We start from the raw sequence: 21,107 nt of genomic DNA on the forward strand, positions 1-21,107 counted from the left end.
TTTCTCAGCTGGTCTTGATGCGGACGAAGGCCTCTTCCAGGACCGGCATGCCGTCGGTCTCCAGCCGGCCGATGAAGCCGACCTGGTTGCTGGTGGCGTACAGCTCGACCAGGCGCTGCACCTCCATGTCCAGGGCGTCGACGATCCAGTAGTAGGAGAAGTCGGCGATCATGCCGACGTACAGGCCGGTGGTGAAGGTGTTGGGCACCCACTCGCTGACGACGTAGGGGACGTCGAGGATGGTGTCGGGCCGGTCGGAGGCCAGGCCGGCCTGCCAGATGTAGACGTTGTTGGCGTCCTTCAGCTTGCGGATGCGGCGGATCGCGTCGCGGTGCCACAGCCAGCGCGCCCGCGCCCAGTACTGCGGCTTGAGCGTGTACTTGGCGTCGATGAGCCCGTCGGCGGTGACGTCGGTGGCCGAGCCGGTGACGACGTCCCGGGCGGTGGAGATGCCCTGGGTGGAGGCGGTGAACACGCCGAGCGGCTTCTTATTGCCGTCGCCCGTCATGAACGCCTTCTCCTGGGTGACCGCGAACTTGTAGGCCATCCGGTCGCGGACGATCTGCTCGGGGTTGCGGTTGGAGCGGCGCAGCAGCGTGCGGGAGATCTTGACCTGCTTGGCGACCGGGTTGGGCGACAGCTCGCGGCCGCCGAACCGCAGCGAGTCGTCCAGGCTGCCGGTGCCCAGCTCGGTGGTCCAGTCGGCGTCGGCCAGGTCGGTCTCCAGGGTGGGCACGCCGAGGCCCTCGCCCTGGGTCAGGGTCATGACGGTGGCCAGGCCGCGCAGCGGCACGTCGTCGTCGACCGCCTGCAGCATCTCGGTGACCCACTGGACCGGCGGCACCAGGTAGCCGCCCTCGGGGTCGCTGCCCATGTTCAGCGCGCGGGCGTGCTCCTCGGTCAGGCCGGCGCGGCCGTCGCGGCAGTAGGCGCGCCAGGCGCGCAGCCGCCGCTCGTCCTCGGTGCCCTCGCCGGGCGCCGGGTCGCTCCTGGGCGGGTTGTCGCCGGCGATGCGCTTCTCCTGCTCGCGCAGCTGCTCCTCCCGCGCGATGGTCCGCTCCAGCCGGTCGGCCTCTTCCATGAGCCGGTCGAACTCGGCCTCCTCCTCGCCGGTGATGCTCCGGGTCGCCGCCTGGGCGATGTCGAGGATGCCGCGCGCCTGCTTGGCCAGCCTGGCGCGCTCCTGCCGCATGGCGTTGATGTCCACGCCTGCCTCCTGATTCGTGATGCGGACAGCCGCCAGCGCAGGACCGGCCCGGTCCTGTGGCGGAAGATCGTGACGGGGTTACAGCGATGCTTCGAGGGCGCGCAGCCGGCGCGCCCGGTCGGCGGCCGCCGGTACGCCCGGCCCGGGGCCGGGCGGGACGGTCGGCGCGATGGTGGGCGGGGCGATGGTGGGCGGGGCGGGCAGCAGCGTCTGCAGCGAGGCGATCGCCTGCCGCACGGCGTGCTCGTCGACGGCGCCGGTGCCGGTGCCGGCGGTCGCGGGGCCGCGGGCCAGGCCGAGGGCACGGGCGAGCGCGTACTGGCCAGCCCGGTCGGGGTCGGCGATCGCGTCCGGGTCCAGCGGCAGCGGAACCACGCTGATCTCGTACAGCTCCCACCGCTCCGGCACGCCCTGGTCGTCGATCCCGTAGGCGCCGAACCCGATGCTGACCGCGTTGAGGTAGCCCTTACGGATCTTGCGGTCAACCTTGGCGGCGAACTCGTCCTCCAGGTCGAAGTCGAGCGGGGTGCGCAGCCGGTCGCCGTCGACGGCGACCTCGACCGCCCGCCCGATCGGCAGCGCGTCGCGGCCCCAGTACTCGTGGTCGTACATGACGACCGGGTTGTTCTGGAACCGCTCCAGGTCCAGGCGGTCCATCTGCAGGTTCAGGCCGTCGGCCTTGATGCCGGCGGTGGCGGCGGTGAACGGGATCGGGCCGCCCTCGGCGGCGCGCTCCAGGTCGGCGTAGCCGTAGCCGCGCAGACGACGCATGTTCATGATGTTCGCTCCTCGTCAGGCGGAGTCAGGCGGGCACGATCTGGCAGTCGCAGCCGGGGTGCAGCGGCGGGTGGTGGATGTCGCGGCCGATCTGCAGCTTCTCGGCCAGGCCGAGCTGGCCGCCCTTGTTGGCGAACGGCTGCTCGATGCCGGTGGTGACGCCGTCCAGCGCGTTGCAGAACGGGCAGTCGTCCGACCCGAACGTCACCCACTTCAGGGTCTGGATGCCGGCCGCCCGCCACACCTCGCGCGCGGCCGCGTTCGGCAGCTGGTTGCCCTGCCAGCGGGCGATCCGCTCAGGCCGCTCGCTCACCCACTTGGCCAGCCGCTGGAGTACCGCGGCCGCGGCGTCGACCCCGGAGGCGGCCGCGGTCAGCTGGCCGAGCTCGCTGGCGATGCGGTAGCCGACGTGGGAGCTGACGTAGGACTGCACCCACGTTTGCAGGTCGACCGGGTCGTCGTGGCCGACGTCGGCCGCGGCGTCGCCGGCGATCGCCGCGGCGAACTCGGTGATGATCGGCAGCCACGCCGCGGTGGTGCGCTCGGCGACCAGACCCCGGTAGAGGTCCTCCAGCGCGGCCAGGAACTCCCGCGGCGAGGCGCCGTCGGCCAGGTGCTCTTCGGCCAGCGCGGTCACCTGCTTCTGCTCGAACTTGGCCAGCTTCAGGTCGGCATCGGCGATCAGCGCGGCGTACTGGGCGGCGATGCGCTGGCGGGCGGCGATCCCGCGGCCGCGCAGCCCGTAGGCGCGCGGGTCGCCGCCGGGGTCGTCGTCCGGCTCAGGCGCCGGCGGCGCGGGCGCGGCCGCCGGGTCGGGGTTGTCGAGGTCGGCCTTGATCTCGGCGGGAGTCTTGGCCGGCACCATGTTGAGCGGCACCAGGTAGGTCTCGCCGCGGCCGTCGGGCAGCGGGTTGCGGTTCTCCATCTCGGCGACGTCGTCCGCGCTCAGCCAGCCCCAGTTCCGGCCGATCGCGTACGCCTCGTACCTGGACTTGATGTCACCGCGCAACAGCGCGTCCACCAGGTGCTCGGAGAAGTAGCGGCCGCGCTCGGCCGAGGTGAGCGCGCGGGTGAGGATCGCCTGCTCCCAGCGCACCAGCCAGATCCGCAGCGCCGAGGTGACGTAGTCCAGCGCCTGGTGCTCGATGTTGGTGTAGGTCGCGTGTTCCAGGTCGGCGATCTTGTGCGGCGGCAGCCGCAGCCAGCGCGCCATGTCGGTCACGCCGAACCGGCGGGTCTGCAGGAACTGGGCGTCCTCCGGCGGCAGGCCGATGGTCTCCCAGTCCATGCCCTCTTCCAAGATCGCCACCCGCTGGGCGTTGTCGAGGCCGCGGTGCATCTCGTTCCAGCCCTCGCGCAGCCGCTTGGCGGCGCCGTCGCCGAGCGTGCCCGGGTGCTTGAGCACGCCGGAGGGCCGCGCGCTGTTGCCGAAGAAGCTGGCGCCGTAGGCCTCGGCGGCCAGGCCCAGCCCGATCGAGCGGCGGGCCAGCCCGATGAGGCTGTAGCCCTCGATGCCGTTGCCGCCCAGGCCGTGCACGTGCAGCACCTCGTCGGGGTGCAGCATGGCGTAGATGCCGTTGACGTCGTCGGTGTAGCGGTACATCAGCGTCATCCGGCCGGGCGCGGTGCGCTTGATCTCCGGCTTGATCCGGTCCGGCCGCAGCGGCCACAGCTCGGCCACGTCGCCGGCGCCGTTGCGCACGATGTTGGCGTACCCGCCGCGCCAGGTCATCGCGTGGCCCTGCAGCGTCTCGCGCAGCGCCACGCTGGACATGTACGGGTTGGGCTGGTCGTGCAGCACCGGGTACAGCGGGTGGTCGGTCGCGCGGCGCTTGCCGCGCTGCAGCCGCTCGTAGGTGATCAGCGGCAGCGACGCGAGGTCCTCGGCGATGACCCGGACGCCGGCGAAGAACGGCGCGTAGTGCAGCGCCGTCTCCTCCGACACGTGAATGCCGGCCGTGGCGCCGCCGCCTTCGCCCGACCACCAGCCGTTCACCAGAGACGTCTCCGGGCGGGCCGGGTCGAAGGGAGGAGTCTTGGTGGCGCGCACCGCCGCGCGGATCAGGCCCACGATCAGCTCCCCTCACCTGTAGAGGGCCCGGCGGCCTGGCGGGCGCCGGTGATGCCCAGGCCGAGCAGCAGCACGCCGACGACGGCCAGGGCGACGCCGAGGCCGACCCAGATCCACGCGCCCGCGAACAGGCACAGCACGCCGGCCGCGCAGATGCCGTCCCATCGGTCCAGGTCCAGGCCGCGCGACGCCGCGGTGGCGGCCTGCAGGCGCTGCGCAGGTGTGGCTGCCACTGCCCCTCCTTCACAGCACGGTCAGGCCGCGCGTCTGGTAGATGCTCTCGGCCGGCGCCCGGCGGCGGCCGTCGATCGCGTACAGCAGGGTCACCATGCCGTCGATGCGGGCGCCGGACTTGTCCCGGTCGGGCTTGACCGGCCGGTACCGGTCCGGGTCGTCGGCCGGGGACTTGGCCTGCAGGTTGTCGGCCATCCACCGGGCGACCGGGTCGCCGCCGTGCTGCAGCTCGCCGTCGTGCCGCTTGAGCAGCCGGGCCAGCTCCTTCATCGGGTCGGTCATCCGCTCGTAGGTGGTGTTGCTCTCGTGCATGGTCAGGCCGGTTCGCTTGACGATCTCCTGCCGGACCGGCTCGCCGCACCACTTGTCGTAGGTGATGTCGACGATGCGCATCTCCTCGTGGTCGGCGGCGATCGCGTCGTAGATGGCGTCGTAGTCGATCGTGTCGCCCTCGGTCAGCGCCACCCACCCGTCCTCCACCCACTGGGAGAACTGGCCGCCGGTGTGCTCGTCCAAGATCGGTGCCATCGATTCGGGCAGCCAGTGCCGCCAGCGCACCCACCCGTTGTCGGCCATCAGGCAGAACGAGGTGAGGTCCAGCTTGGACGACAGGTCCAGGCCGCCCCAGCAGCGGCGGCCCTCCAGCTTGGGCAGCACCCAGTCCGGGGTCGGGGCGACCTCGCCCGTGCAGGCGTCCCACAGGTCCATGGAGATGTACCGGGTGACCTGCTGGACGCGCACGTTGAGCTGGAACTGCAGGAAGCCGTTCTCCTTCAGCTTGGACCCGCGGGCGTCCAGCGCCTGGCGGCGCATCGCCTCGCGGCTCTTGAAGTCGTCCAGCGCCGGGTTGGGCCACTTCCAGTTCCGCTCGTCGTAGGGGTCGCAGCTGACCGGCAGATCCGGGTGCCCGGCATACAGCCGGCGCAGCCGCTCCAGCTGCTCGGCGGTGCGCGGGAACTTGCGAACGAAGGCGAACACGTGCGGCGCGCGGGCCGGGTCCTCCTGCACCCGCTCGGCGTCGTCGATCATCACCGCGCCGAAGCTGACGGAGTCGTTCGTCTCGGTCGTGGTGGTGAACATCAGCTCCTGCTCGCGGGCGCCCGCCGCGGTGGTCATCGCCTGCCACAGCGACCCGTCCGGCTGGGAGAGCACCTCGTCCAGGTTGAACCCGTGCGGGTTGTGGCCGAGCTCCTTGTCGGCGTCGCCGGTGATCGCCTCGTAGTGGCTGTGGGACTTCTCATCCACCAGCCGCGCCTGGTCCTTCAGGTGCTTCAGCCGCCGCGACAGCGCCGGCGACAGCTGGACCATGCGCACGGCCGGCTCGAACACCTTGCGCGCCTGCACCTTGTCGGCCGCCGCGCTGTAGACCTCGGCGAACTCCTCATCGTCCCCGACGAGCAGGTACAGCAGGATCGCCGCGGCGATCTCGCTCTTGCCGTTCTTGCGCGCCATGACGATGTGCGCGATGCGGTAGCGGCGCACGTACCGCTCCCACTCGGCCGACCAGACGACCTCGCCGAACAGCGGGCGGCCGATCTCGTGCTCCTGCCAGAAGCGCAACAGGAAGGGCTTGCGCCGGTGCGGGCCCTTGGTGAACACCAACAGCTCGCTGCAGAACAGCACGAACCGGTCGGCGCGCGGCTCGCAGTAGTGCGCGCCCCTCTTGCCGCAGGTCTTGCCGCGCAGAGTGAACCCGCACACCGGGCCCTTGCGGTCGGCCGGCCGCCACCGCCTGTCATGGTTGGGCGGCCGCCGCTCAGGTGAGGAGGTCCTCCGTCGGGTCACGGTGCCCGCCTCCCCCGATCTTGAGCTGCGACCGGTCCGACGGCGTCAGCCCGAACCGGGCGCCGTATCGCTGGACCTGGGCGTCGGCCTCGTTGAGCACCAGCGTCCACGGGTTCTTCTGCAGCCGGTAGCCGGCGATGTCGCCCTGCATGTCCAGGATCGGCACCTCCACGACCTCTCCCCGGGCCTTCAGCTCCTTGACCGCCTTGCGCCGGCGCGCGGCCGCGTCACAGAAGATCGCGAACGCCTCGACGTCCCAGGCGGTCAGCACGCCCTTGGCCTGCAGGTCGGGCGCCAGCTGCCGCCACAGCGAGCGTGCCGGGGCGGGCAGCCACGTCGGGATCGTGATGTCGACGTCGGCTGGCACGGGCTCGTCGGTGTTGATCCGGTCCTTGCGGTCGCCGTGCAGAAACCGAAGGTTCGTCGGTTTGGGCGCCGGGCCGCGCTTACCCACCGTCACCACCCCTTCAAGATCATCTCCGGAAACGGGTCCCGAAACTTGTCACGCTCTCCGTGAGCTCCCCCCCGCGCGTTCGCCCACCCTCCCCACGGTGATCAACTCCCCCCTCCCCGAGGGGCGAGCACGTGATTCACTCACGATGAGTGATGGCCGCGCTCGGCGGTCACGCACTCAGGATGCTCATCGAGGTGGACCTGCGCCTCGGCCAGGACCTGGTCCACGTGGCACGGTGGCCGGCCCCGCAGTCGCACCGCCAGCTCGCCTCGCCCGTCTGCACGGTGACGCTCCAGCCGTCGGATGTGGGCGGCCCATCAGCTGTCTCGACCTGCACGTGCATCGCCATACGCCCATGGTGTCAGGGGCGGGGCGTGCGCTCGTTGCCGAACCCGCCGTCGTGCTTCACGGTCTTGCGCGAGTGGCAGGGGATGCACAGGGCCTGCAGGTTCCACTCCTCGTTGTTGGTCTTGTCCCCGTCGATGTGGTCGACGTGCGCGGACGGGTTGCCGCAGGAGGGCACCTCGCACCAGGGCCGCTCGCGTCGGATGCGCTCGGAGATGGCGCGCCAGGTGCGGGTGTAGCCCTGAGCGTGGGAGGAGGGACGGGGCCTGGCCTTGCCTCGCCTGGCGGGGTGGCGGTGGGTGGCGCATCGCCCGCCGTACTCGGCGTCGGCGGGGCAGCCGGCCGCTGTGCAGCGGCGTGGGGCGCGCTCGGGCATGGCCACCCCCTGACGCTGGGCCAGGCCGGTGTGGGCAGGAGGTGGAGGGTGGGCGGCGGGGGTCGAGTCCAGGGCCCCCGCCGCCTCCCTTCCCCCAACCGCGGCACACCCTCCGCGGGTCCCTGACATGCGAAGACCCGGCGCGGTGGCCGGGTCTGGGCATACGTCTCTCGGGGCTGATTTAGCCAGATAAAACAGCTGGCGTCAACTACGTGCTGTAGGAGGTCGCGGAGTCGGGTGAGGTGCGCGAGGGAAAGCGCTTCCCGCTGGCGGCTCTCCGGATGGGAGGGGCCCCGGTTGCCCGGGGCCCGGGCCCTACCGGGCCCGGCGGATGTCGGGGGTGCCGTTGTTCTCCATCGCGAACTCGACGGCCTCGTCGCCGATCTCCTTGGCGTCCCACAGCTCGATCAGCATGTCGGCCATCCCCGCCTGCCGGGCCTCCTCGATCATCTGCTCGACCAGGTCCTCGATGCGGACGGTGTCCCCGGCGAGAGCGGCGGCGGTGATCTTGGCGGTGATGGTCTCGATGCTCATCTCTGTCTCCCTCGTTGCTGTGTAGCTACAGACTAACAGGGAAGCTTGTAGCTACGCAATACCTGTGGGAGACTTTCTTCGTAGCTACACACCCCCGAAGGAGAAGCCGCAGATGAGCGACACCAAGCCCGACGCCAAGACCGACGACCAGGACACCACCAAGCCGCGCCAGGTCCGGATCGCCGAGGGCCACTGGAAGGCCTACAAGCGCGTCTGTGACGAGCTCGGCACGACCCGCGCCGAGCACCTGAACGCCTACATCAGGGCCGTCATCGCCGAGCAGGGCGACGCCGAGGCCCAGCGCCTGGCCGTGGCCGCCGACGCCGAGGTGGCCGAGCGGCGGTCGCGCATGCACACGGGCCGGCCCCGCAAGGCCGACGGCTGAGAGGCCGCCGGCCCAGGGAAGGCGCTTTCCCGGCGGGAGGTCAGCGGGCGCCGAGCGGCGGGCAGATCACGCCCAGCAGCAGCCCGCCGGCCACCGCGGTGACGGCGGCGTGCGCGCGCATGAGGTCGGCCTGGTCGTACTCGGGGACGGGGCGGCCGCGGCCGCCGCTCGCGCGCTGCCCGATCGGCTCGTAGCCGAAGGCGGCGATCATGTGGCGTACGCGCACTTCGTCCATCGGCGGGTCGAGCTGCTCGGCCGCCTCGCGCACGGTCCAGCCCGCGCTCATGCCAGGTCCCGCCGGCGTGTGATGCGCCCGTCCTGCCAGCTGATCATGCCGTCCCCCGTCACTGTCGATCGGTGCAGCGTGCCGCGCGGCCGGTTGCCGTCATGGTCGGTGCACGCTCTATTGATGCACCAGATGGACTCGTCGGTCATGGCGACACGCAGGCCATATGTGCCGCAATACGGGCATGGCGGGCGGCGGCGGCCGGGCCGTACCGGCAGCAGCTGGGGCCGGTCGTCCAGGCCGAGGTCGCGCACCCGGCGGGCGTCGCGGATCCAGCGGGCCACGATGCGCGCCGCTCGGGAAGCGCTTTCCGGCGGGAGGCCGTACGCCAGTCGGCAGATCGACCCGAACGCCTCGACGGTGTTGGCGTCGCTGCCGCCGCGGCGGCGGCCGGGGTGGCCGGCCACCTCCGTCCGGATCGAGGCCTCTAGGCGGCGGGCCTCTTCGGTGATGGTGTAGAGCGTCATGGCGGCCTCGGCGTGCCAGGGCGCCGGTGAACCCGCCTTGTGGTGGGACAGGGTGCCCGTCATGGGCGAGCCGCCGGCCGACGGGACCAGGGCCCACAGCATGGCCAGCAGCGGCATGAGCTCCTCGACCAGGAGCACGACCTCATCAGCGGCTGCGGTCATCGCGTCACCGACTTGGTGGTGGCGTTCGTCATGGTTCCCCCGTAGTGCTAGACGATCTTGATGATGCGGACGCGGGTCTTGCCGCATCGGCAGCGCTGAGTAGCCACGCGCCCGATGCGTTCGACGACGACCCAGCGGTGACGCAGATGGATCACGGGTCCGGTCCTGGCAGCTGCGTACTCATGCGTGGAACGTCCTCAGCCTGGCGTGGTGCTCGTCAGCGCCGGGCAGGTGAGAGTCGAAGGTATGCCCGCACTCGTAGATCACGGAGAGCCGTTGCACCTGCGTGGCCATGCCGTGGCAGTCAACCTTGTCCCAGCAGGCGCCGTCGATCGGGCACAGGCGCCAGCATTCGTCCTTGTGCCAGCGTTCGCAGGTCGGGCACAGCCGGCCTGCCTGGCGTAGCAGCTCGCGCAGACTCTCCAGCACGGCCTCCGCCTGCATGGCACGTCGCCGCCATCGGCGGACCTCGCGCTCGGCGTCCGCAGCGCGCTGCTGGTCGGCATCAGCCACGCTGCCTCCGCGTCGGACGCTGAGCCGCCGTCTGGTCGACCGTAGTCAGGTAGCGGTGCCAGCGCCGGTGCTCGTCCACCTCCGCGCGTGCCCAGGCCGGGATGGCGGTGGCGGTGCCGCGCCACGACTCGCCGCCGAGCGCGGCCGGGCAGGGCTCCGTCCGGCAGACGGCCTGGTGACGGCCACCGGCAACGAACTCGATCGCCACCATCACGCGCGCCGGTGCTGCAGGGGCTTCAAGGTCAGACACCGGCCACCGCCTTGTCGAAGTGCGCGATCAGCTGACCGATCAGGTCGGCACGCGCCGAGGCGATGCCTGCGCTCGCCCCGTCGGCGGTCTCGCGGATGCAGATGGCCTCCTGCTGCCTGTTGATCCAGGCATGTCGGAACTGGGCCAGGCGGTCGACGAGCTCGGCGTGCTGGTCGGCGCCCAGGAGCTCGGCCAGCGCGCGGGCCCGGGCCGCTTCGTGCTCGGCTGCCAGGCGCAGCAGCGTGCCGAGCTGGACGCCGACGATGGCCTGGTCGACGGTGAGCAGGTTCGCCAGGCATTGGCCGGCGGCCGTGTCGGGGCAGTGCTGGGCGCTGGTGCGCGCGAGGTAGGGGCAGTTGAGGATCAGGACGGGCTGCTCGTCGACGTCGGGGTAGAGCCGGTATTCGCCGAGCGCGGCGACCTGCTCGCGCAGTTGCTTGGAGGCCTCGCTCGTCTCGGCGCCGGTGTGGCGGACGTCGTGATGGATCGCGGCCGCGATGAGCGTGTCGAGTTCGGTGCTGGTCGTGTGGTGCCGGGTGCCGGCGAGCAGGTTGCTCTCGCAGCTGCCTCGGGGGCACGACAGGGTCATGTAGGGGCCGTCGTGCTCGTTGAGCTGGGTCGCGGTGAGGCGGTAGGCGGCCGGGCCGGCGTAGAGGGCGGGCCGCTCGATGAGGGTCTCGGTCATCTGGGTGTCCATCGGGGGTAGCGGCGGGCGGGTGCCCGGCGGCGGGTACGGGGGCGGCCGGCGGCGGGCAGGCCGGGGATGGCCTGCTGCGCCGTGCGGCGGGTGCACGTGGCCACGTGCGGCTTGTAGCGGTGCTCCCAGGGGTCCAGCGCCCGGCTCTCGGCGCCGTCCAGGGAGCGGGAGCGCCAGCCGCCGGGCCCGTTCTTGAACACGGCCTGGTTGCCCTTCTCGTGCGGCTCGGCGTCGACGGCCATCCGGCGGCCGTGCTCGGTGAGCGTCCAGAGCACGAGCGCGCCGCAGCGGTCGGGGCAGGGTTCCAGCTCGGTGGGGGTCGGGATCACGGTGGCCTCCAGGTCTCACCCTGCGGGCTGCTACTCAACGGGCGTTGAATTTCCTTCTCCATGATCGCTCCCCTGCTGTTCGAGTGGTATGCCATTTCCGCTGACCAGGTACAACTGGGGCTCCTCGGCCAGAGCCTCGCTGGCGCGGATGATCACATCGGTGTGCGGGGGGACCCCATACAGGGCACTGCGCAGCAGCGCGCGCAGGTCGCCCTTGGGCAGGCCTGCCCAGTCGACCCGGTCCAGGACGTGACGCATCTCGGCCTTCAGGACCTCGGTGTAGTCGGCGTGGTCCTCATCGAGCATCTGGGCGGGCTGCTCGGCCAGCACCGCCACGACGGCCCGCAGCGGTGGCACCGGCTGGCCGGAGAGCCGCTCGGTTCGGCAGTCCGGGCACATTCTCGGATCGGCGCTGCTGTGCGGGCAGCGGGGCGCGTTCATGCCGGCTGCCACTCGGCCGCCAGCGCGGCAGCCCGGATCACGAGCTGACTGCGCGGGGTGTGCTCGCCGAGCTCGCGCCGGGCCAGGGTGATCCAGGCGTGGCCGTACTCGGGGAGCTTGGACAGCTCGGCCGCGGCCGCGGCGTAGGCCTCGGCCGGGTCGATCTCGCGCAGCACGAACGGCGACAGCACCCGCGGCATCGGCGGCAAATCACTCTCGGCCGGAGGCTCGCGGCGGCCGGCCGTCTCCCCTTCCACCTCAGCGCCGTACGGAGAGACGGTGTGTGCTGGTAGGTGGGTGGGAGGTGCATGAGTAGGTGGCCGGGTGCTGCACACGGTGTTCTGAGGTGCTGCACCCGGTGTTCCGAGGGGCAGCACCCGGTGATTACCGCCGGGTAGCTCCTCGTCGAGGACCTCCGAGGCTTCCACCGGAGGCTCCTCGACAGGGTTTTCCACAGGCTGATCACCGGGTGCAGCACCCGGTGCTGCCTCCTGCTCAGGCCCGGCGGCGGCCGCGGGCTTGGCCCGGGGTGCCTTCACCGGCGGCGGCTCGACGCCGTCCGGGACGACCAGCTCGCCCTCGTCGGGGTCGAGCATGGCCACCCGCTCGGCCAGGTCCTCGGGGATCTCCAGCCTGTACTCGTCGGCCAGGCGGCGGCGGCCGGCCGCAGACCCCTCGAACACCCGGCGGAACAGGCCGACGTCGCGCAGCCTCTTGAGGCACTTGCGGATAGTCGAGACGTCCCTGCGGCAGACCCGGGCCAGGCGCTCCTCGCTCGGGCGGATTCGGGTGCCGTCGGGGTTTCCGTACGTGCAGGCCATCATGGCCACGTGCTGCACGGTGTCGGAGCCGACGCGCTTCTTGCCGATGCCGAAGCCCAGCTCGACGCGGCGCAGGATGCGCACCCAGGTCCAGAAGATCGGCTCACCCGTCGTTGCCACCGCTGTCATGGTCCTTACCTCCTTGCTTGGTCTCGTGGGCGGTCGGTGACGGGGCGGGATGTCGATGCAGCCAGGCGAGGACTGCCTGTCTGAGCTGCTGGCTGGCCTCGCCGTGGCGCAGCCGGTTGATCCATTCGAGAGAGAAGTCGAGCTGGACGGCGAGCTGCCAGCGCAGGAGGCCGAGCTGGTGCCGTCGCTCCTCGATGGCGGTGTGCAGCGCGACGGCCTCGGGGCCGGGGATCTTGGCGCGGACGCTGGTCATGGCGCCCAGCCGAAGACCATCACCACCACGCCCATCGCGATCAGGGCGAGGCCGGGGGCGCAGGTGACGATCGCCCGGACGGTCCGCTCGTCGAGGATGGCGCGCTCGCCGGCGGCACACAGCGCGCCGCCGGCGAGGACCAGGAGCAGCGGGAGAACGGCCGCCACGGTCAGACCGTCTCGACGTCGGCCGTACCGGGCATAGGCGGCACCACGACCGAGGCCGGGGCGGGCGGCAGGCTCTCGTGCCAGCGGCGCAGCGCGTCCACCCCTTCGGAGCCCGTGGCGATCGCCACGGCGACCACGTAGGCCGGGTAGGTGCGGCCAAGGCGGCGGCGGTCCTCCTCACCGGCGCGCATGATCAGGCTGATCAGGTCGAGGACGAACTCCGTCGGCTCGTCGGCCGGGTCGCTGTAGTCCTCATCGAGGAGCCAGCGGACGTGGCCGGCGGTGCGCCGGTCCACGGTGCTGATGGTGGCCGGGATGTCCTCCAGACGGCTGATGACGTCGTAGGCGGCGTCGCGCGGCAGGAACAGGAACCCGTACCGGAATTCGCTGCCGGTGTCGGTGGTGGCGTAGAACTCGACGGTCTCAGGCAGGCCGTCGGCGGGGGGCCGCCGGCGGTAGGCCAGGCGGGCCCGGACGGGGCCGAGCGCCGGTGTGGTTGCAGGTGCAATATATGTCGAACTCATGTTCAGTTCCGGGTACGTGCGGGGCGCCGGAGCGCCGGTGGTTGTTCGGGAAGGGGTGCGTACGGGGTGCCGTACGCGGCAGAGAGGGGGCTGCCGCGGCCGGGTGTCCCCGTCGGCCGGGGAAGTGGCCGACGGGGACGCGAGGAGGCGGTTCGGGCGGCTACGTCCAGGAGGTGACGGAGCGGGCGGCCTGGCTCCAGATGGACCGCCAGCTGTGCTGCAGCTGCTGCCACAGCAGGCTGACCGGCACCCGGCGGCGGCCGGGACGGCGGCTGGTGTGGTGCGGGCGGCGGCGTCCGGCCTTCAGGACGCCGCCGCGCGGGGAGGGTCCGGCACCACCGCCTCCTGCCGCGCTGCCGGGACCATCGCGGGCACCGGCGCCGGGCGCATCGGCGCCGGGGGCGGCGCGGCGGCCGCGGCCGCCGACGGGGCGGGCGGGGTGTCCGGCGTTGGGCGGGCGTGCGCGCCCGGGTGGTGGACGTCGGCCGCGGCCAGCTGCGCAGTGTAGGGGCGGGCGGGCTGGCCGTGGACCGGGATCGGGCGCTGTCCCGCGGCCTGACGCTTCTCGGCCTCGATGACCCTCTGCGCCAGCTCGCGGGTGGTGTTCGCCAGGGTCAGCAGTTCCTCGCGGGTGCACTCCAGCGCGCCGCCGTCGAGGTCGATCACTCCCATGAGCTGGCCATCGCGCAGCACGACCCGGCCGGGGCGGGGGCGGCGCAGCTTGGACAACGTCGATTCGTAGAGGTTCACGCGAGGTCCTTCCGTGACTCGGAGGTAGGCGCGGGCGTAGAGGGAGAAGCGGGTGGGACACGCAGGATGACGCGGGACCCCAGGCAGGGCTTGGTGTAGACGAGCTGGCCGGCGGCGGTACGCGCACCGATCTGCCAATGGGTGTGATCGGGCAGGAGGCAGACCTCGACGACGCGCACCGGCTCGCCCCGGGCCCAGCGCGGGTGACGGACCGTCATGCCGACGAGCACCTCGCGCATGCGGACCGCGTCGCGGGCGAACTCCTCGGCGGCTGCCCGGGTCACCCGGAACCGGCCGTCATCGCCGCACGTGCCGTTCAGCAGACCGGCGCTGATCAGGTTGGCCACCACGCGGCAGTGCAGGCCCCACAGGCGGCCCAACCGGGACACGTTCAGCGGGTCCGGCCAGCTCGCCGGCGGTGGCCGGAACGCATCGTTACGCGGATCGCGGGCCGTCACCGCTGACCGTCCTCGACGGGCAGCAGTGACATGAACGCCCGGCGATCGTGCGGCGCGGCCTTGTAGAAGATCCAGACGCGGTCGCGGCCGTGCTCGTCGACCAGGTACGAGCCGCGCGGGTCCTGCTCGGGACGGCGCGACCAGCCGGACGGCAGGACGACGTGACGGAACAGCGGGTCGGCGTCGACCGTGGGGCCGAGCTCGATGCCGAGCGCGGCCAGGTCCTCCTCGGTGCAGCCGCGCAGCTTGGTCGGGATGACGTCGGAGGCGAGCAGCTGCTGCTGGCCGGCCTGCTCCAGCTCCTCGACGCCGGCGGCCAGGAGCAGCAGCGCATCGGCCGGGTCGGCCATGTTCCAACGGGTGGGGCTGCTCACTGTCCACCCCCGGGCAGCTGGTCCAGGAAGACGCTCACCCGGACGGTGACCGTGCTGACGATGCCCTGGCTCTCGTACGTGCCGCCGAGGTGGTCAATGGAGGGCTCCCACGTCGGCGCGGGCAGGCCCAGCGCGGCCGCCCACCGGCTGATGGTGTCGGCTCCGTCGGGGTCGAAGTCCTCGGCCTTGCCGATCAGCGCGGGCTCGTCGGGGTGGGTGGTCAGCGGGTGGGTGAGCCAGTGCGCCAGATGCTCGGCGGCGGTCTGCTGGCGACGGCGCAGGTCGGTCATGACCCACCTCCAGCGGGCTCGTCGGCGGCCGGGGACGGCTCCGGCGTTGGAGGGACGACGGCCTCTATCCGGGGCTCGCCTTCGGCGAGCGCCGCCTGGGCCTGCTCGTTGATGACGTAGCCGGTGGCCGGGTGGGCGGCCAGGCTCTTCCGCAGGTTGGTGATCTCCCAGGCGAGGCCGAGGGGCGGATCGTGGTCGAGCACGTCGCTGAGCATGATCTCCGCGGACATGGCGCGCCGGATCAGGAGACGCCCGCGGATCGTCTCGCCGCCGGCGGTGGCCGCGTACGGGACGGTGATCGCTTCGCGGACCGCGCGCAGTGCGTCGCGCAGCTGCTCGATGTCAGCACGCTGCCGGTCCAGCACGTCGTACACGGCCAGGACCTCATCGCCCTCGGCGACCGCCCGGAGACCGAGCTCGTGATCGGCGACGATCCGGCGGCGCAGCTGCTCGACATCGGCGGCGGTCCGGTTCTGGGCGATCACCGGGCACCGCTCGGGATGGGCGTGACGATGCTGACGTGACGGATCGCTCGGTCGCCGATCTCCAGCCAGGTGGTCACGAGGTCGCGCACGGGCACGTCGAGGCGACGTGTCCAGTCGAAGGACTGGCCAGCCGTGGCCAGCTGGCGCGCGTCGCGCCTGGCGGTGCCGGCCGGGGGGTCAGTAGAGTGGGTCATGAGAGCTCAATTCATTTGCCGTGCCAGGGGCTCCCGGGGTCAGCTCGGGGGCCCTTCGGTTTTGTCGGTGGGGGCCGGTACGGTGGCGGGCCCGCGTGCGCGGCATCGCCGACCCGTCAGTGGGCTGCCGCATACCGGCTGCCGGGCTTCGACACCAGCGGAGCGATGTCGCCACGGCGTCTCTCAGAAGCGCGGGTAGATCGGGTCTCGCGGGTGAGGGTTGCCGAGACCTTCGCCTCCTCGGCGACCGTCCTCTGCGCGTGTCGGTGCTGGTCCAGCGCCGCCTTGATCTGCGGGATCGTCCATCGGATCTTGCGGCCGAGGCGGGTGTGCTCACAGCCCGAACGGGCCAGCGCGTCGAAGGTGTTCTTGGTGATCTGCTCGTCCTGCCCGCCGCCGACCAGCTTCGCTGCCTGCTCGCTGGTGAACAGCCGGACCTCCGGTACATCGGGAAGCGCGTTCACTCTGCGATCAGCTCCTCGACGGTGCATTCGAGCGCTATCGCGAGGCGGTGCAGCACGTCGACACTCGCGGACCTAGCCCCGGTCTCGATCTTGGACATGTGGCTGGGGCTGATCTGCGCGCGCTCGGCCACCTCCGCCTGTTCGAGTCGTGCGAGCAGGCGGCGGCGTAGAACAGCTTTCGGGTTCTGGTGTAAGGGCCGTATTCGGGCGGGGGCATGAGGCATGTATGGGAAAGTATGGGAACAGATGCCGCTCACGCAAGTGTCTGCGCCATACTTTCGGATACTTTGCCGTTCAGTCTTCTCGTCAGCGCCTATCCGTGCATGAATCAGGACTGGGTTCCAGTACTTTCCTATACGTGACTGCACTTTCCTCTACGTGACCGAGGGGACGGCCGCATCGTGGCGAGGAGTCTGCCGCCCAGCACGCCAGAGGGGCGCCTGATACGGCGGGTACGCGAAGGCGTCCGGCCGCGGCTCTCTATACCTGAAGCTGCGAAGAGAGCTCACGTTGGCGAGGCCACGTGGGGAAACACGGAGAGGGGCTATCGCCCGGTCGGGCAGGGCAAGCCGCCGGTACCGTTCAGCCCCTCAGCGAAGATCCTTGCGCACATGGCCTATGCGCTGGAGAGCATCACGCCAGAAGATCTCGTCAAAGCGGGGCGTCCTGACGCGGCGGAGGTGCTGGCGGAAATGCAGATCCCCGAGCTCGTGGCCGAGTCGTTCGAGACCGACCGGGGCCGGATGTGGGTAGCGGTCCGTCAGGGTCTGTCCGAGGAGCGACGCGCGCTCCTGCGTCAGTGGGCGGAGGAGATGGGGGAGACCCTCTATCAGGAGGAGCGGCGGGCCGGCCAGGAGCGCCAGCCTGACGCTGGCTCTGACGATAGGTAAGCCTTACTTCGAGGTAAGAGTCCGGTAGCTAAATGCGAGCAATGCACGCTTTTGTCTCGGTCCATGCACATCCCGCTAGTGACTGATTACACAACGGATGTAAAGGTGCACTTTCGGCCCTCCCGACCACAGAAAGGTCCCACCGAAAGGCAACGTCCATGTACGTCCGCTTCACGCCCGTCGATGCCCGAAAATCCCTCCCTATCGGTCACGCCGCGGTGAGTGAGCACATCGGAGATCAATCGCTGTGGAAGATCAGCAGCACGGATATCGATCTGCGCGACCCGCAGATCATCGAGCGGCTCGACGATGTCGGGACGGCCGCGAGCAAGCTCCTGGCCCCACTGCCGCAGGCAACGCCGAGACATGCCTGGGGTGCGCTCAGCTTCGAGGAGTACGACATCGAAGTCCGGGACATCGACTGGACACTGACGGAGGCCGGCATCCTCATCCGCGTGCCACGTGGGTTACTCAGAGCTCGGCTGCGTGCGGAAATCGAAGTAATCGCCACCGACCAGATGCGCTACTTCGACCCGCCTGACTCCGCCATCTGGCGGAAAATCATCGCCGAGCGCAAGGCCAGAGAGGGGTACTGACGATGCCGTACACCGAGAATCGCAACGGCGTTATCCGGGTTCGGTGGAAGCTCGGGAACGGCAAATACAGCGGCGGGATCACCTTCAACGAGGAGACCGGCCTACCATTCGCCACCGAAGACGAGGCGCGTGCCTACGGGACGATCCAGGAAGATAAGATCCGGCTCGGCCTCCGGCGCCAGGATCGGCCGCGGATCCAGTTCGGTCCGTTCGCGTTCGAGTGGCTCAGCGCGCAGACGCTGGAGCCGTCCACGATGGCCAAGAACCGCTCCCTGCTGCAGTGTCACCTGTTACCCGAGTTCGAGACGCGCTGGCTCGACGAGATCGAGCCCGGCGAGATGGACCCGTGGGAGCGCCGGATGCTCCGTGTCGGCTACGCGCCGCGCACGGCGGGGGATGCGCGCGCACTGCTCGGCAACATTCTGGGTGACGCGGTGCCGAAGTACATCACCTTCAACCCGGCGGCCAAGAAGAGAGGCAAGGGACGCAAGGGCCTGCGGCGTGTCCAGGCGTACCAGCAGGCCGTCAAGGGGTGGCCCACGCCGCTGGAGATGGTGCTCCTGGCCGAGCGTGCCGCGCTGCTGGCGCACGACGTCGACGTGTTCCTGATGCTCATCTGCAAGGCGTGGACGGGCCTTCGCTGGTCGGAGGTCCTGGCCCTCGCGCCCAGCTCGCTCCTCAGAGACGAGCCGACGCTGACCATCGACCGCAAACTCTACGAACTGCGCGGCTTCTACCTCGGCTGGCCCAAGGATGGCAGTGTCCGGGAGGCCGACATCCCGCCGTTCCTCGCCCAGCTGCTGCGCGAGCAGGCAGCGAGGGCGCGGGTCTGCACCTGCAAGGGCCGTAAGGAGCACCTGGGATCCGTCGACGGGGAAGAACTGGCGGAGTGGTGCGACGCCGGAGTGCGCCGGCCGCGCCGGTACTTGTTCCTCACTCCCGAAGGGGCGCACCTCCAGAGGGGCGCACTCAGCACGCGCATCCTGCGGCCGGCCGCCGACGGCGTCTACCCGGCGCGCAAGGACGGCGGCCGTGACCGGCCGGCCCGGCCGGTGCTTGCCGACGTGGCCGTCTACGGGCCGGCGCCTGAGCGCGGGCGGCCGCCGGTGATCGAGGGAGAGTACGCCTGGCCCGGGCGGCCGGTGCACGTGCCGTGGCCGATGGCCGAGCCCGGCGAGGAGTTCGTGCCGCCGCGCGGCCGCGGCCGGCCGGACTGGGGGAGCTGGGCGGAGAAGGAGCGGCCGCACCTGGTGAGCTGGGCGCCGCTGCTGCCTGGGTTCACGGCGCACTGGGCCCGTCATGGGCAGCAGACGTGGATGGACGATGCCGGCATCAAGCGCGCGCTCAAGGTGGAGCGGATGGGACACACCGACTCCTCCATGTCCGGCCGGTACGGGCACCCGACGGAGGGGATGCGCGAGCAGCTGCTGGAGGTACTCCAGGCGTTGTGGGAGAACGCGATCGCCGAGCGGTTCAGGATCTGGCCCACCTCGCAGATCCCGGTCCTCGACCGCGAGCTGGCCCGGTGGCGCGACGGGTCGGCGGCTCGCGTGGTGACGACGATCTCGCCGAGGAGCCGCCGCCGGCGTTCGGCATAAACGGAAATCCCTCTCCGCTTCTCCCAGATTTCTCCCAAGATCAGAAAAGGGCTTGATCCTTAATTCGGATCAAGCCCTTTTCCTGGACAAACACTGTCGGGGTGGCGGGATTTGAACCCACGACCTCTTCGTCCCGAACGAAGCGCGCTGCCAAGCTGCGCTACACCCCGGTGCACGCCCGTCTTGCGCGTGCTTGAGAAAGTCTAGCGGACTTCGCGGGTACTCGTGACCGCCTCAGCGTCGCGGAACCAGCGTGAGCAACGTCGCCTCCGGGAAGCACGCGAAACGGGCCGGTGCGTACGGCGAGGTGCCGAGGCCGGCGGACACGTGCAGCCAGGCGTTCTCGTGCCGGCTCAGGCCCTTCACGCGGGCACGGTCGATGCCGCAGTTGGTGACCAGGGCGCCGTAGAACGGGACGCAGAGCTGGCCGCCGTGGGTGTGGCCGGCGAGCAGGAGCTGGTAGCCGTCTTCGGCGAAGCGGGTCATGTTGCGGGGCTCGGGGGAGTGCATGACGCCGAGGCGGAGGTCGGCGTCGGCGGGGGCCGGGCCGGCGACCAGGTCGTAGCGGTCGCGGGAGATGTGGGAGTCGTGGATGCCCGCCACCGCGACGTCGAGGTCGCCGATCTTGACGCGGGCGGTGGTGTTGTTCATGTCCAGCCAGCCCTCGGCGGCCATGCCGGCGCCCAGTTCCTCCCACGGGAGGTTGGGGATGTGCTGACGGCGGTCGTTCTTCGAGGTACGCCAGAGGTAGCGGGCCGGGTTCTTCGGCTGGGGGGCGTAGAGGTCGTTGGACCCGTAGACGAACAGACCGGGACGGGACAGCAGCGGCTCCAGGGCGTGCAGGAGCGCGGGGACCGCTTCGGGGTGGGCGATCGAGTCGCCGGTGTTGACCACCAGGTCGGGCTCCAGGGCGCCCAGGGAGCGCACCCAGTTGATGAGCATCGTGCGCCTGGGGGTCAGGTGCAGGTCGGACAGGTGCAGCACGCGTACGGGACGCCGCCCGCGCTCCAGCACCGGCACGTCGAAGCGGCGCAGGCGGAACCAGTTGCGCTCCACGACGGAGGCGTAGCCCAGCCCGGCCAGGCCGAGACCGATCATGGACAGGGGCACTGCGACGGCTTTCCTCACGTACTCATGATGCCTGACAACGGGCACGAGCCGTCCCGGCAGACGGCAAGATGGACCGCATGAGCGCAATGAAGGACAAGCTGAAGGCCGATCTCACGGCCTCGATGAAGAGCCGGGACGAAGTCCGTCTCCGGACGATTCGCATGGCTCTGGCGGCCGTGAACGTCGAGGAGGTGGCGGGCAAGGCGGCCAGGGAGCTCAGCGATGACGAGGTCATCAAGGTGCTGACCAAGGAGGCCAAGAAGCGGCGCGAGGCCGCCGAGGCGTTCCAGAACGCCGGACGCACCGAGCAGGCCCAGGCCGAGCTGGACGAGCAGGCGGTGCTGGAGGAGTACCTGCCGGCGCAGCTCTCCGACGAGGAGCTGGCCCAGATCGTCGACGCGGCCGTGGCCGAGACCGGCGCGTCGGGGCCGCAGGCCATGGGGCAGGTCATGAAGGTGGTCAACCCCAAGGTCGCGGGCAGGGCCGAAGGCGGCCGCGTCGCCGCCGCCGTCCGCGCCCGCCTCACCGCCTGACCCCGGCCCCGCTGCTCCACCCACCGACCGCCACACTCGCGACGCCTTCGCGTGGGACGCCTTCGCATGGGACGCCTTCGCGTGGGACGCCTTCGCGTGGGACGCCGCCCCGCGACCCGAGCCTCGGGACGCCGCCCTCGGGACACCAGCCTCGGGGG

General features: G+C 71.0%; 34 protein-coding genes and 1 tRNA gene. 5 read left to right on the forward strand and 30 right to left on the reverse strand.

All coding sequences use genetic code 11. The features are described from left to right. Positions 1-4 precede the first annotated feature (4 nt). The 9 genes from ACFYUV_RS38145 to ACFYUV_RS38185 all read right to left on the reverse strand — a co-directional run bounded on the left by ACFYUV_RS38145 (position 5) and on the right by ACFYUV_RS38185 (position 7,783). A complete protein-coding gene (locus ACFYUV_RS38145; RefSeq protein WP_387677771.1) occupies positions 5-1,207 on the reverse strand; it encodes a phage major capsid protein in 1,203 nt (400 codons plus the stop codon). A gap of 78 nt (positions 1,208-1,285) precedes the next feature. Further along, positions 1,286-1,984, reverse strand: a complete 699-nt coding sequence (locus tag ACFYUV_RS38150) for an HK97 family phage prohead protease (protein ID WP_387677774.1) — start codon at positions 1,982-1,984, stop codon at positions 1,286-1,288. A gap of 25 nt (positions 1,985-2,009) precedes the next feature. Beyond that, entirely contained in the window at positions 2,010-4,055 is a 2,046-nt protein-coding gene (locus tag ACFYUV_RS38155; RefSeq protein WP_387677777.1) for a phage portal protein, read from the reverse strand. Positions 4,056-4,057: 2 nt separating this feature from the next. Next, positions 4,058-4,288, reverse strand: a complete 231-nt coding sequence (locus tag ACFYUV_RS38160) for a hypothetical protein (protein ID WP_387677780.1) — start codon at positions 4,286-4,288, stop codon at positions 4,058-4,060. A 10-nt stretch (positions 4,289-4,298) separates the two neighbouring features. Beyond that, entirely contained in the window at positions 4,299-6,074 is a 1,776-nt protein-coding gene (locus tag ACFYUV_RS38165) for a terminase large subunit (protein ID WP_387677782.1), read from the reverse strand. Continuing rightward, positions 6,046-6,534, reverse strand: coding sequence for a phage terminase small subunit P27 family (locus tag ACFYUV_RS38170; protein ID WP_387677785.1), 489 nt, complete (start codon positions 6,532-6,534; stop codon positions 6,046-6,048). Before ACFYUV_RS38170 ends, ACFYUV_RS38165 begins: the two co-directional genes overlap by 29 nt. 163 nt (positions 6,535-6,697) lie before the next feature. Continuing rightward, a complete protein-coding gene (locus ACFYUV_RS38175) occupies positions 6,698-6,877 on the reverse strand; it encodes a hypothetical protein (protein WP_387677788.1) in 180 nt (59 codons plus the stop codon). A gap of 12 nt (positions 6,878-6,889) precedes the next feature. Continuing rightward, complete coding sequence (locus ACFYUV_RS38180) at positions 6,890-7,249, reverse strand: HNH endonuclease signature motif containing protein (RefSeq protein WP_387677791.1); 360 nt, start codon at positions 7,247-7,249, stop codon at positions 6,890-6,892. A gap of 315 nt (positions 7,250-7,564) precedes the next feature. After that, entirely contained in the window at positions 7,565-7,783 is a 219-nt protein-coding gene (locus ACFYUV_RS38185; protein WP_387677794.1) for a hypothetical protein, read from the reverse strand. 112 nt (positions 7,784-7,895) lie between these two features. Here ACFYUV_RS38185 and ACFYUV_RS38190 point away from each other — a divergent pair, with 112 nt between their 5' ends. Continuing rightward, positions 7,896-8,168 carry a hypothetical protein gene (locus ACFYUV_RS38190; RefSeq protein ID WP_387677796.1) on the forward strand — a complete coding sequence of 91 codons (273 nt, stop codon included), beginning with the start codon at positions 7,896-7,898 and terminating at the stop codon, positions 8,166-8,168. Between the two features lie 40 nt (positions 8,169-8,208). Here the strand turns inward: ACFYUV_RS38190 and ACFYUV_RS38195 are convergent, their stop codons facing one another. From ACFYUV_RS38195 to ACFYUV_RS38285, 19 genes are all read right to left on the reverse strand, one after another. Next, the gene (locus tag ACFYUV_RS38195) at positions 8,209-8,454 is read right to left on the reverse strand and encodes a hypothetical protein (protein ID WP_387677799.1); all 246 of its coding nucleotides are present in this window, start codon (positions 8,452-8,454) and stop codon (positions 8,209-8,211) included. Next, positions 8,451-9,083 carry a hypothetical protein gene (locus ACFYUV_RS38200; RefSeq protein WP_387677802.1) on the reverse strand — a complete coding sequence of 211 codons (633 nt, stop codon included), beginning with the start codon at positions 9,081-9,083 and terminating at the stop codon, positions 8,451-8,453. Before ACFYUV_RS38200 ends, ACFYUV_RS38195 begins: the two co-directional genes overlap by 4 nt. A 180-nt stretch (positions 9,084-9,263) precedes the next feature. Next, on the reverse strand, positions 9,264-9,596 hold the full coding sequence (locus ACFYUV_RS38205) for a hypothetical protein (RefSeq protein WP_387677804.1): 333 nt from the start codon (positions 9,594-9,596) through the stop codon (positions 9,264-9,266). Continuing rightward, positions 9,589-9,846, reverse strand: a complete 258-nt coding sequence (locus ACFYUV_RS38210; RefSeq protein ID WP_387677807.1) for a hypothetical protein — start codon at positions 9,844-9,846, stop codon at positions 9,589-9,591. The genes ACFYUV_RS38205 and ACFYUV_RS38210 overlap by 8 nt, the downstream gene beginning before the upstream one ends. Then, entirely contained in the window at positions 9,839-10,531 is a 693-nt protein-coding gene (locus ACFYUV_RS38215; protein WP_387677810.1) for a hypothetical protein, read from the reverse strand. Before ACFYUV_RS38215 ends, ACFYUV_RS38210 begins: the two co-directional genes overlap by 8 nt. Next, positions 10,528-10,872: a hypothetical protein gene (locus ACFYUV_RS38220; RefSeq protein WP_387677813.1), complete on the reverse strand. Its 345-nt coding sequence runs from the start codon at positions 10,870-10,872 to the stop codon at positions 10,528-10,530. The genes ACFYUV_RS38215 and ACFYUV_RS38220 overlap by 4 nt, the downstream gene beginning before the upstream one ends. 30 nt (positions 10,873-10,902) lie before the next feature. Then, on the reverse strand, positions 10,903-11,313 hold the full coding sequence (locus ACFYUV_RS38225) for a hypothetical protein (RefSeq protein ID WP_387677816.1): 411 nt from the start codon (positions 11,311-11,313) through the stop codon (positions 10,903-10,905). Further along, positions 11,310-12,263 (reverse strand): hypothetical protein, encoded by a 954-nt coding sequence (locus tag ACFYUV_RS38230; RefSeq protein WP_387677819.1) that lies wholly within the window; start codon positions 12,261-12,263, stop codon positions 11,310-11,312. Before ACFYUV_RS38230 ends, ACFYUV_RS38225 begins: the two co-directional genes overlap by 4 nt. Then, positions 12,238-12,516, reverse strand: coding sequence for a DUF4880 domain-containing protein (locus ACFYUV_RS38235; RefSeq protein WP_387677822.1), 279 nt, complete (start codon positions 12,514-12,516; stop codon positions 12,238-12,240). Before ACFYUV_RS38235 ends, ACFYUV_RS38230 begins: the two co-directional genes overlap by 26 nt. Continuing rightward, positions 12,513-12,683: a hypothetical protein gene (locus ACFYUV_RS38240; RefSeq protein WP_387677825.1), complete on the reverse strand. Its 171-nt coding sequence runs from the start codon at positions 12,681-12,683 to the stop codon at positions 12,513-12,515. The genes ACFYUV_RS38235 and ACFYUV_RS38240 overlap by 4 nt, the downstream gene beginning before the upstream one ends. Positions 12,684-12,685: 2 nt before the next feature. Then, positions 12,686-13,207 (reverse strand): hypothetical protein, encoded by a 522-nt coding sequence (locus ACFYUV_RS38245; protein ID WP_387677828.1) that lies wholly within the window; start codon positions 13,205-13,207, stop codon positions 12,686-12,688. A 303-nt stretch (positions 13,208-13,510) separates the two neighbouring features. Next, positions 13,511-13,957, reverse strand: a complete 447-nt coding sequence (locus ACFYUV_RS38250; protein ID WP_387677831.1) for a hypothetical protein — start codon at positions 13,955-13,957, stop codon at positions 13,511-13,513. Next, positions 13,954-14,415: a hypothetical protein gene (locus tag ACFYUV_RS38255; RefSeq protein WP_387677833.1), complete on the reverse strand. Its 462-nt coding sequence runs from the start codon at positions 14,413-14,415 to the stop codon at positions 13,954-13,956. The genes ACFYUV_RS38250 and ACFYUV_RS38255 overlap by 4 nt, the downstream gene beginning before the upstream one ends. Then, positions 14,412-14,789: a hypothetical protein gene (locus ACFYUV_RS38260; RefSeq protein WP_387677836.1), complete on the reverse strand. Its 378-nt coding sequence runs from the start codon at positions 14,787-14,789 to the stop codon at positions 14,412-14,414. The genes ACFYUV_RS38255 and ACFYUV_RS38260 overlap by 4 nt, the downstream gene beginning before the upstream one ends. Then, entirely contained in the window at positions 14,786-15,079 is a 294-nt protein-coding gene (locus ACFYUV_RS38265; RefSeq protein ID WP_387677839.1) for a hypothetical protein, read from the reverse strand. The genes ACFYUV_RS38260 and ACFYUV_RS38265 overlap by 4 nt, the downstream gene beginning before the upstream one ends. After that, a complete protein-coding gene (locus ACFYUV_RS38270; RefSeq protein ID WP_387677842.1) occupies positions 15,076-15,564 on the reverse strand; it encodes a hypothetical protein in 489 nt (162 codons plus the stop codon). The genes ACFYUV_RS38265 and ACFYUV_RS38270 overlap by 4 nt, the downstream gene beginning before the upstream one ends. Next, entirely contained in the window at positions 15,561-15,758 is a 198-nt protein-coding gene (locus tag ACFYUV_RS38275; protein ID WP_387677844.1) for a hypothetical protein, read from the reverse strand. Before ACFYUV_RS38275 ends, ACFYUV_RS38270 begins: the two co-directional genes overlap by 4 nt. Before the next feature lie 116 nt (positions 15,759-15,874). Continuing rightward, positions 15,875-16,222: a hypothetical protein gene (locus ACFYUV_RS38280; RefSeq protein ID WP_387677847.1), complete on the reverse strand. Its 348-nt coding sequence runs from the start codon at positions 16,220-16,222 to the stop codon at positions 15,875-15,877. Further along, positions 16,219-16,446 (reverse strand): helix-turn-helix domain-containing protein, encoded by a 228-nt coding sequence (locus ACFYUV_RS38285; protein WP_387677850.1) that lies wholly within the window; start codon positions 16,444-16,446, stop codon positions 16,219-16,221. Before ACFYUV_RS38285 ends, ACFYUV_RS38280 begins: the two co-directional genes overlap by 4 nt. Before the next feature lie 387 nt (positions 16,447-16,833). Here ACFYUV_RS38285 and ACFYUV_RS38290 point away from each other — a divergent pair, with 387 nt between their 5' ends. The 3 genes from ACFYUV_RS38290 to ACFYUV_RS38300 all read left to right on the forward strand — a co-directional run bounded on the left by ACFYUV_RS38290 (position 16,834) and on the right by ACFYUV_RS38300 (position 19,306). Further along, positions 16,834-17,112 carry a hypothetical protein gene (locus ACFYUV_RS38290; protein ID WP_387677853.1) on the forward strand — a complete coding sequence of 93 codons (279 nt, stop codon included), beginning with the start codon at positions 16,834-16,836 and terminating at the stop codon, positions 17,110-17,112. A gap of 158 nt (positions 17,113-17,270) precedes the next feature. Next, positions 17,271-17,708 (forward strand): hypothetical protein, encoded by a 438-nt coding sequence (locus tag ACFYUV_RS38295; RefSeq protein ID WP_387677855.1) that lies wholly within the window; start codon positions 17,271-17,273, stop codon positions 17,706-17,708. A gap of 2 nt (positions 17,709-17,710) precedes the next feature. Further along, the gene (locus ACFYUV_RS38300; RefSeq protein WP_387677858.1) at positions 17,711-19,306 is read left to right on the forward strand and encodes a hypothetical protein; all 1,596 of its coding nucleotides are present in this window, start codon (positions 17,711-17,713) and stop codon (positions 19,304-19,306) included. 96 nt (positions 19,307-19,402) lie between these two features. On the opposite strand, the gene ACFYUV_RS38305 is transcribed toward ACFYUV_RS38300, so the two are convergent. Both ACFYUV_RS38305 and ACFYUV_RS38310 read right to left on the reverse strand, forming a co-directional pair. Next, positions 19,403-19,476: transfer RNA gene (locus ACFYUV_RS38305), tRNA-Pro, on the reverse strand. 64 nt (positions 19,477-19,540) lie between these two features. Then, entirely contained in the window at positions 19,541-20,404 is an 864-nt protein-coding gene (locus ACFYUV_RS38310) for a metallophosphoesterase (RefSeq protein ID WP_352321394.1), read from the reverse strand. Between the two features lie 89 nt (positions 20,405-20,493). On the opposite strand from ACFYUV_RS38310, the gene ACFYUV_RS38315 reads away from it, so the two are divergent. Further along, positions 20,494-20,949, forward strand: a complete 456-nt coding sequence (locus tag ACFYUV_RS38315; RefSeq protein WP_352321362.1) for a GatB/YqeY domain-containing protein — start codon at positions 20,494-20,496, stop codon at positions 20,947-20,949. The last annotated feature ends 158 nt before the right edge of the window (positions 20,950-21,107 follow it).

The organism is Nonomuraea sp. NPDC003560 (assembly GCF_042878785.1).
Classification (GTDB): Bacteria; Actinomycetota; Actinomycetes; order Streptosporangiales; family Streptosporangiaceae; genus Nonomuraea.

Excerpts from the sequence above, each read along its gene's own strand:
- ACFYUV_RS38310 (WP_352321394.1), bottom strand. The coding sequence starts at position 20,404 with ATGATCGGTCTCGGCCTGGCCGGGCTGGGCTACGCCTCCGTCGTGGAG.
- ACFYUV_RS38150 (WP_387677774.1), bottom strand. The coding sequence starts at position 1,984 with ATGAACATGCGTCGTCTGCGCGGCTACGGCTACGCCGACCTGGAGCGC.
- ACFYUV_RS38235 (WP_387677822.1), bottom strand. The coding sequence starts at position 12,516 with ATGACCAGCGTCCGCGCCAAGATCCCCGGCCCCGAGGCCGTCGCGCTG.
- ACFYUV_RS38215 (WP_387677810.1), bottom strand. The coding sequence starts at position 10,531 with ATGACCGAGACCCTCATCGAGCGGCCCGCCCTCTACGCCGGCCCGGCC.
- ACFYUV_RS38200 (WP_387677802.1), bottom strand. The coding sequence starts at position 9,083 with ATGACCGCAGCCGCTGATGAGGTCGTGCTCCTGGTCGAGGAGCTCATG.
- ACFYUV_RS38285 (WP_387677850.1), bottom strand. The coding sequence starts at position 16,446 with ATGCCTCATGCCCCCGCCCGAATACGGCCCTTACACCAGAACCCGAAA.
- ACFYUV_RS38175 (WP_387677788.1), bottom strand. The coding sequence starts at position 6,877 with ATGGCGATGCACGTGCAGGTCGAGACAGCTGATGGGCCGCCCACATCC.
- ACFYUV_RS38190 (WP_387677796.1), top strand. The coding sequence starts at position 7,896 with ATGAGCGACACCAAGCCCGACGCCAAGACCGACGACCAGGACACCACC.
- ACFYUV_RS38245 (WP_387677828.1), bottom strand. The coding sequence starts at position 13,207 with ATGAGTTCGACATATATTGCACCTGCAACCACACCGGCGCTCGGCCCC.
- ACFYUV_RS38300 (WP_387677858.1), top strand. The coding sequence starts at position 17,711 with ATGCCGTACACCGAGAATCGCAACGGCGTTATCCGGGTTCGGTGGAAG.
- ACFYUV_RS38225 (WP_387677816.1), bottom strand. The coding sequence starts at position 11,313 with ATGAACGCGCCCCGCTGCCCGCACAGCAGCGCCGATCCGAGAATGTGC.
- ACFYUV_RS38185 (WP_387677794.1), bottom strand. The coding sequence starts at position 7,783 with ATGAGCATCGAGACCATCACCGCCAAGATCACCGCCGCCGCTCTCGCC.
- ACFYUV_RS38275 (WP_387677844.1), bottom strand. The coding sequence starts at position 15,758 with ATGACCCACTCTACTGACCCCCCGGCCGGCACCGCCAGGCGCGACGCG.
- ACFYUV_RS38195 (WP_387677799.1), bottom strand. The coding sequence starts at position 8,454 with ATGAGCGCGGGCTGGACCGTGCGCGAGGCGGCCGAGCAGCTCGACCCG.
- ACFYUV_RS38230 (WP_387677819.1), bottom strand. The coding sequence starts at position 12,263 with ATGACAGCGGTGGCAACGACGGGTGAGCCGATCTTCTGGACCTGGGTG.
- ACFYUV_RS38295 (WP_387677855.1), top strand. The coding sequence starts at position 17,271 with ATGTACGTCCGCTTCACGCCCGTCGATGCCCGAAAATCCCTCCCTATC.
- ACFYUV_RS38180 (WP_387677791.1), bottom strand. The coding sequence starts at position 7,249 with ATGCCCGAGCGCGCCCCACGCCGCTGCACAGCGGCCGGCTGCCCCGCC.
- ACFYUV_RS38265 (WP_387677839.1), bottom strand. The coding sequence starts at position 15,079 with ATGACCGACCTGCGCCGTCGCCAGCAGACCGCCGCCGAGCATCTGGCG.
- ACFYUV_RS38315 (WP_352321362.1), top strand. The coding sequence starts at position 20,494 with ATGAGCGCAATGAAGGACAAGCTGAAGGCCGATCTCACGGCCTCGATG.
- ACFYUV_RS38290 (WP_387677853.1), top strand. The coding sequence starts at position 16,834 with ATGGCCTATGCGCTGGAGAGCATCACGCCAGAAGATCTCGTCAAAGCG.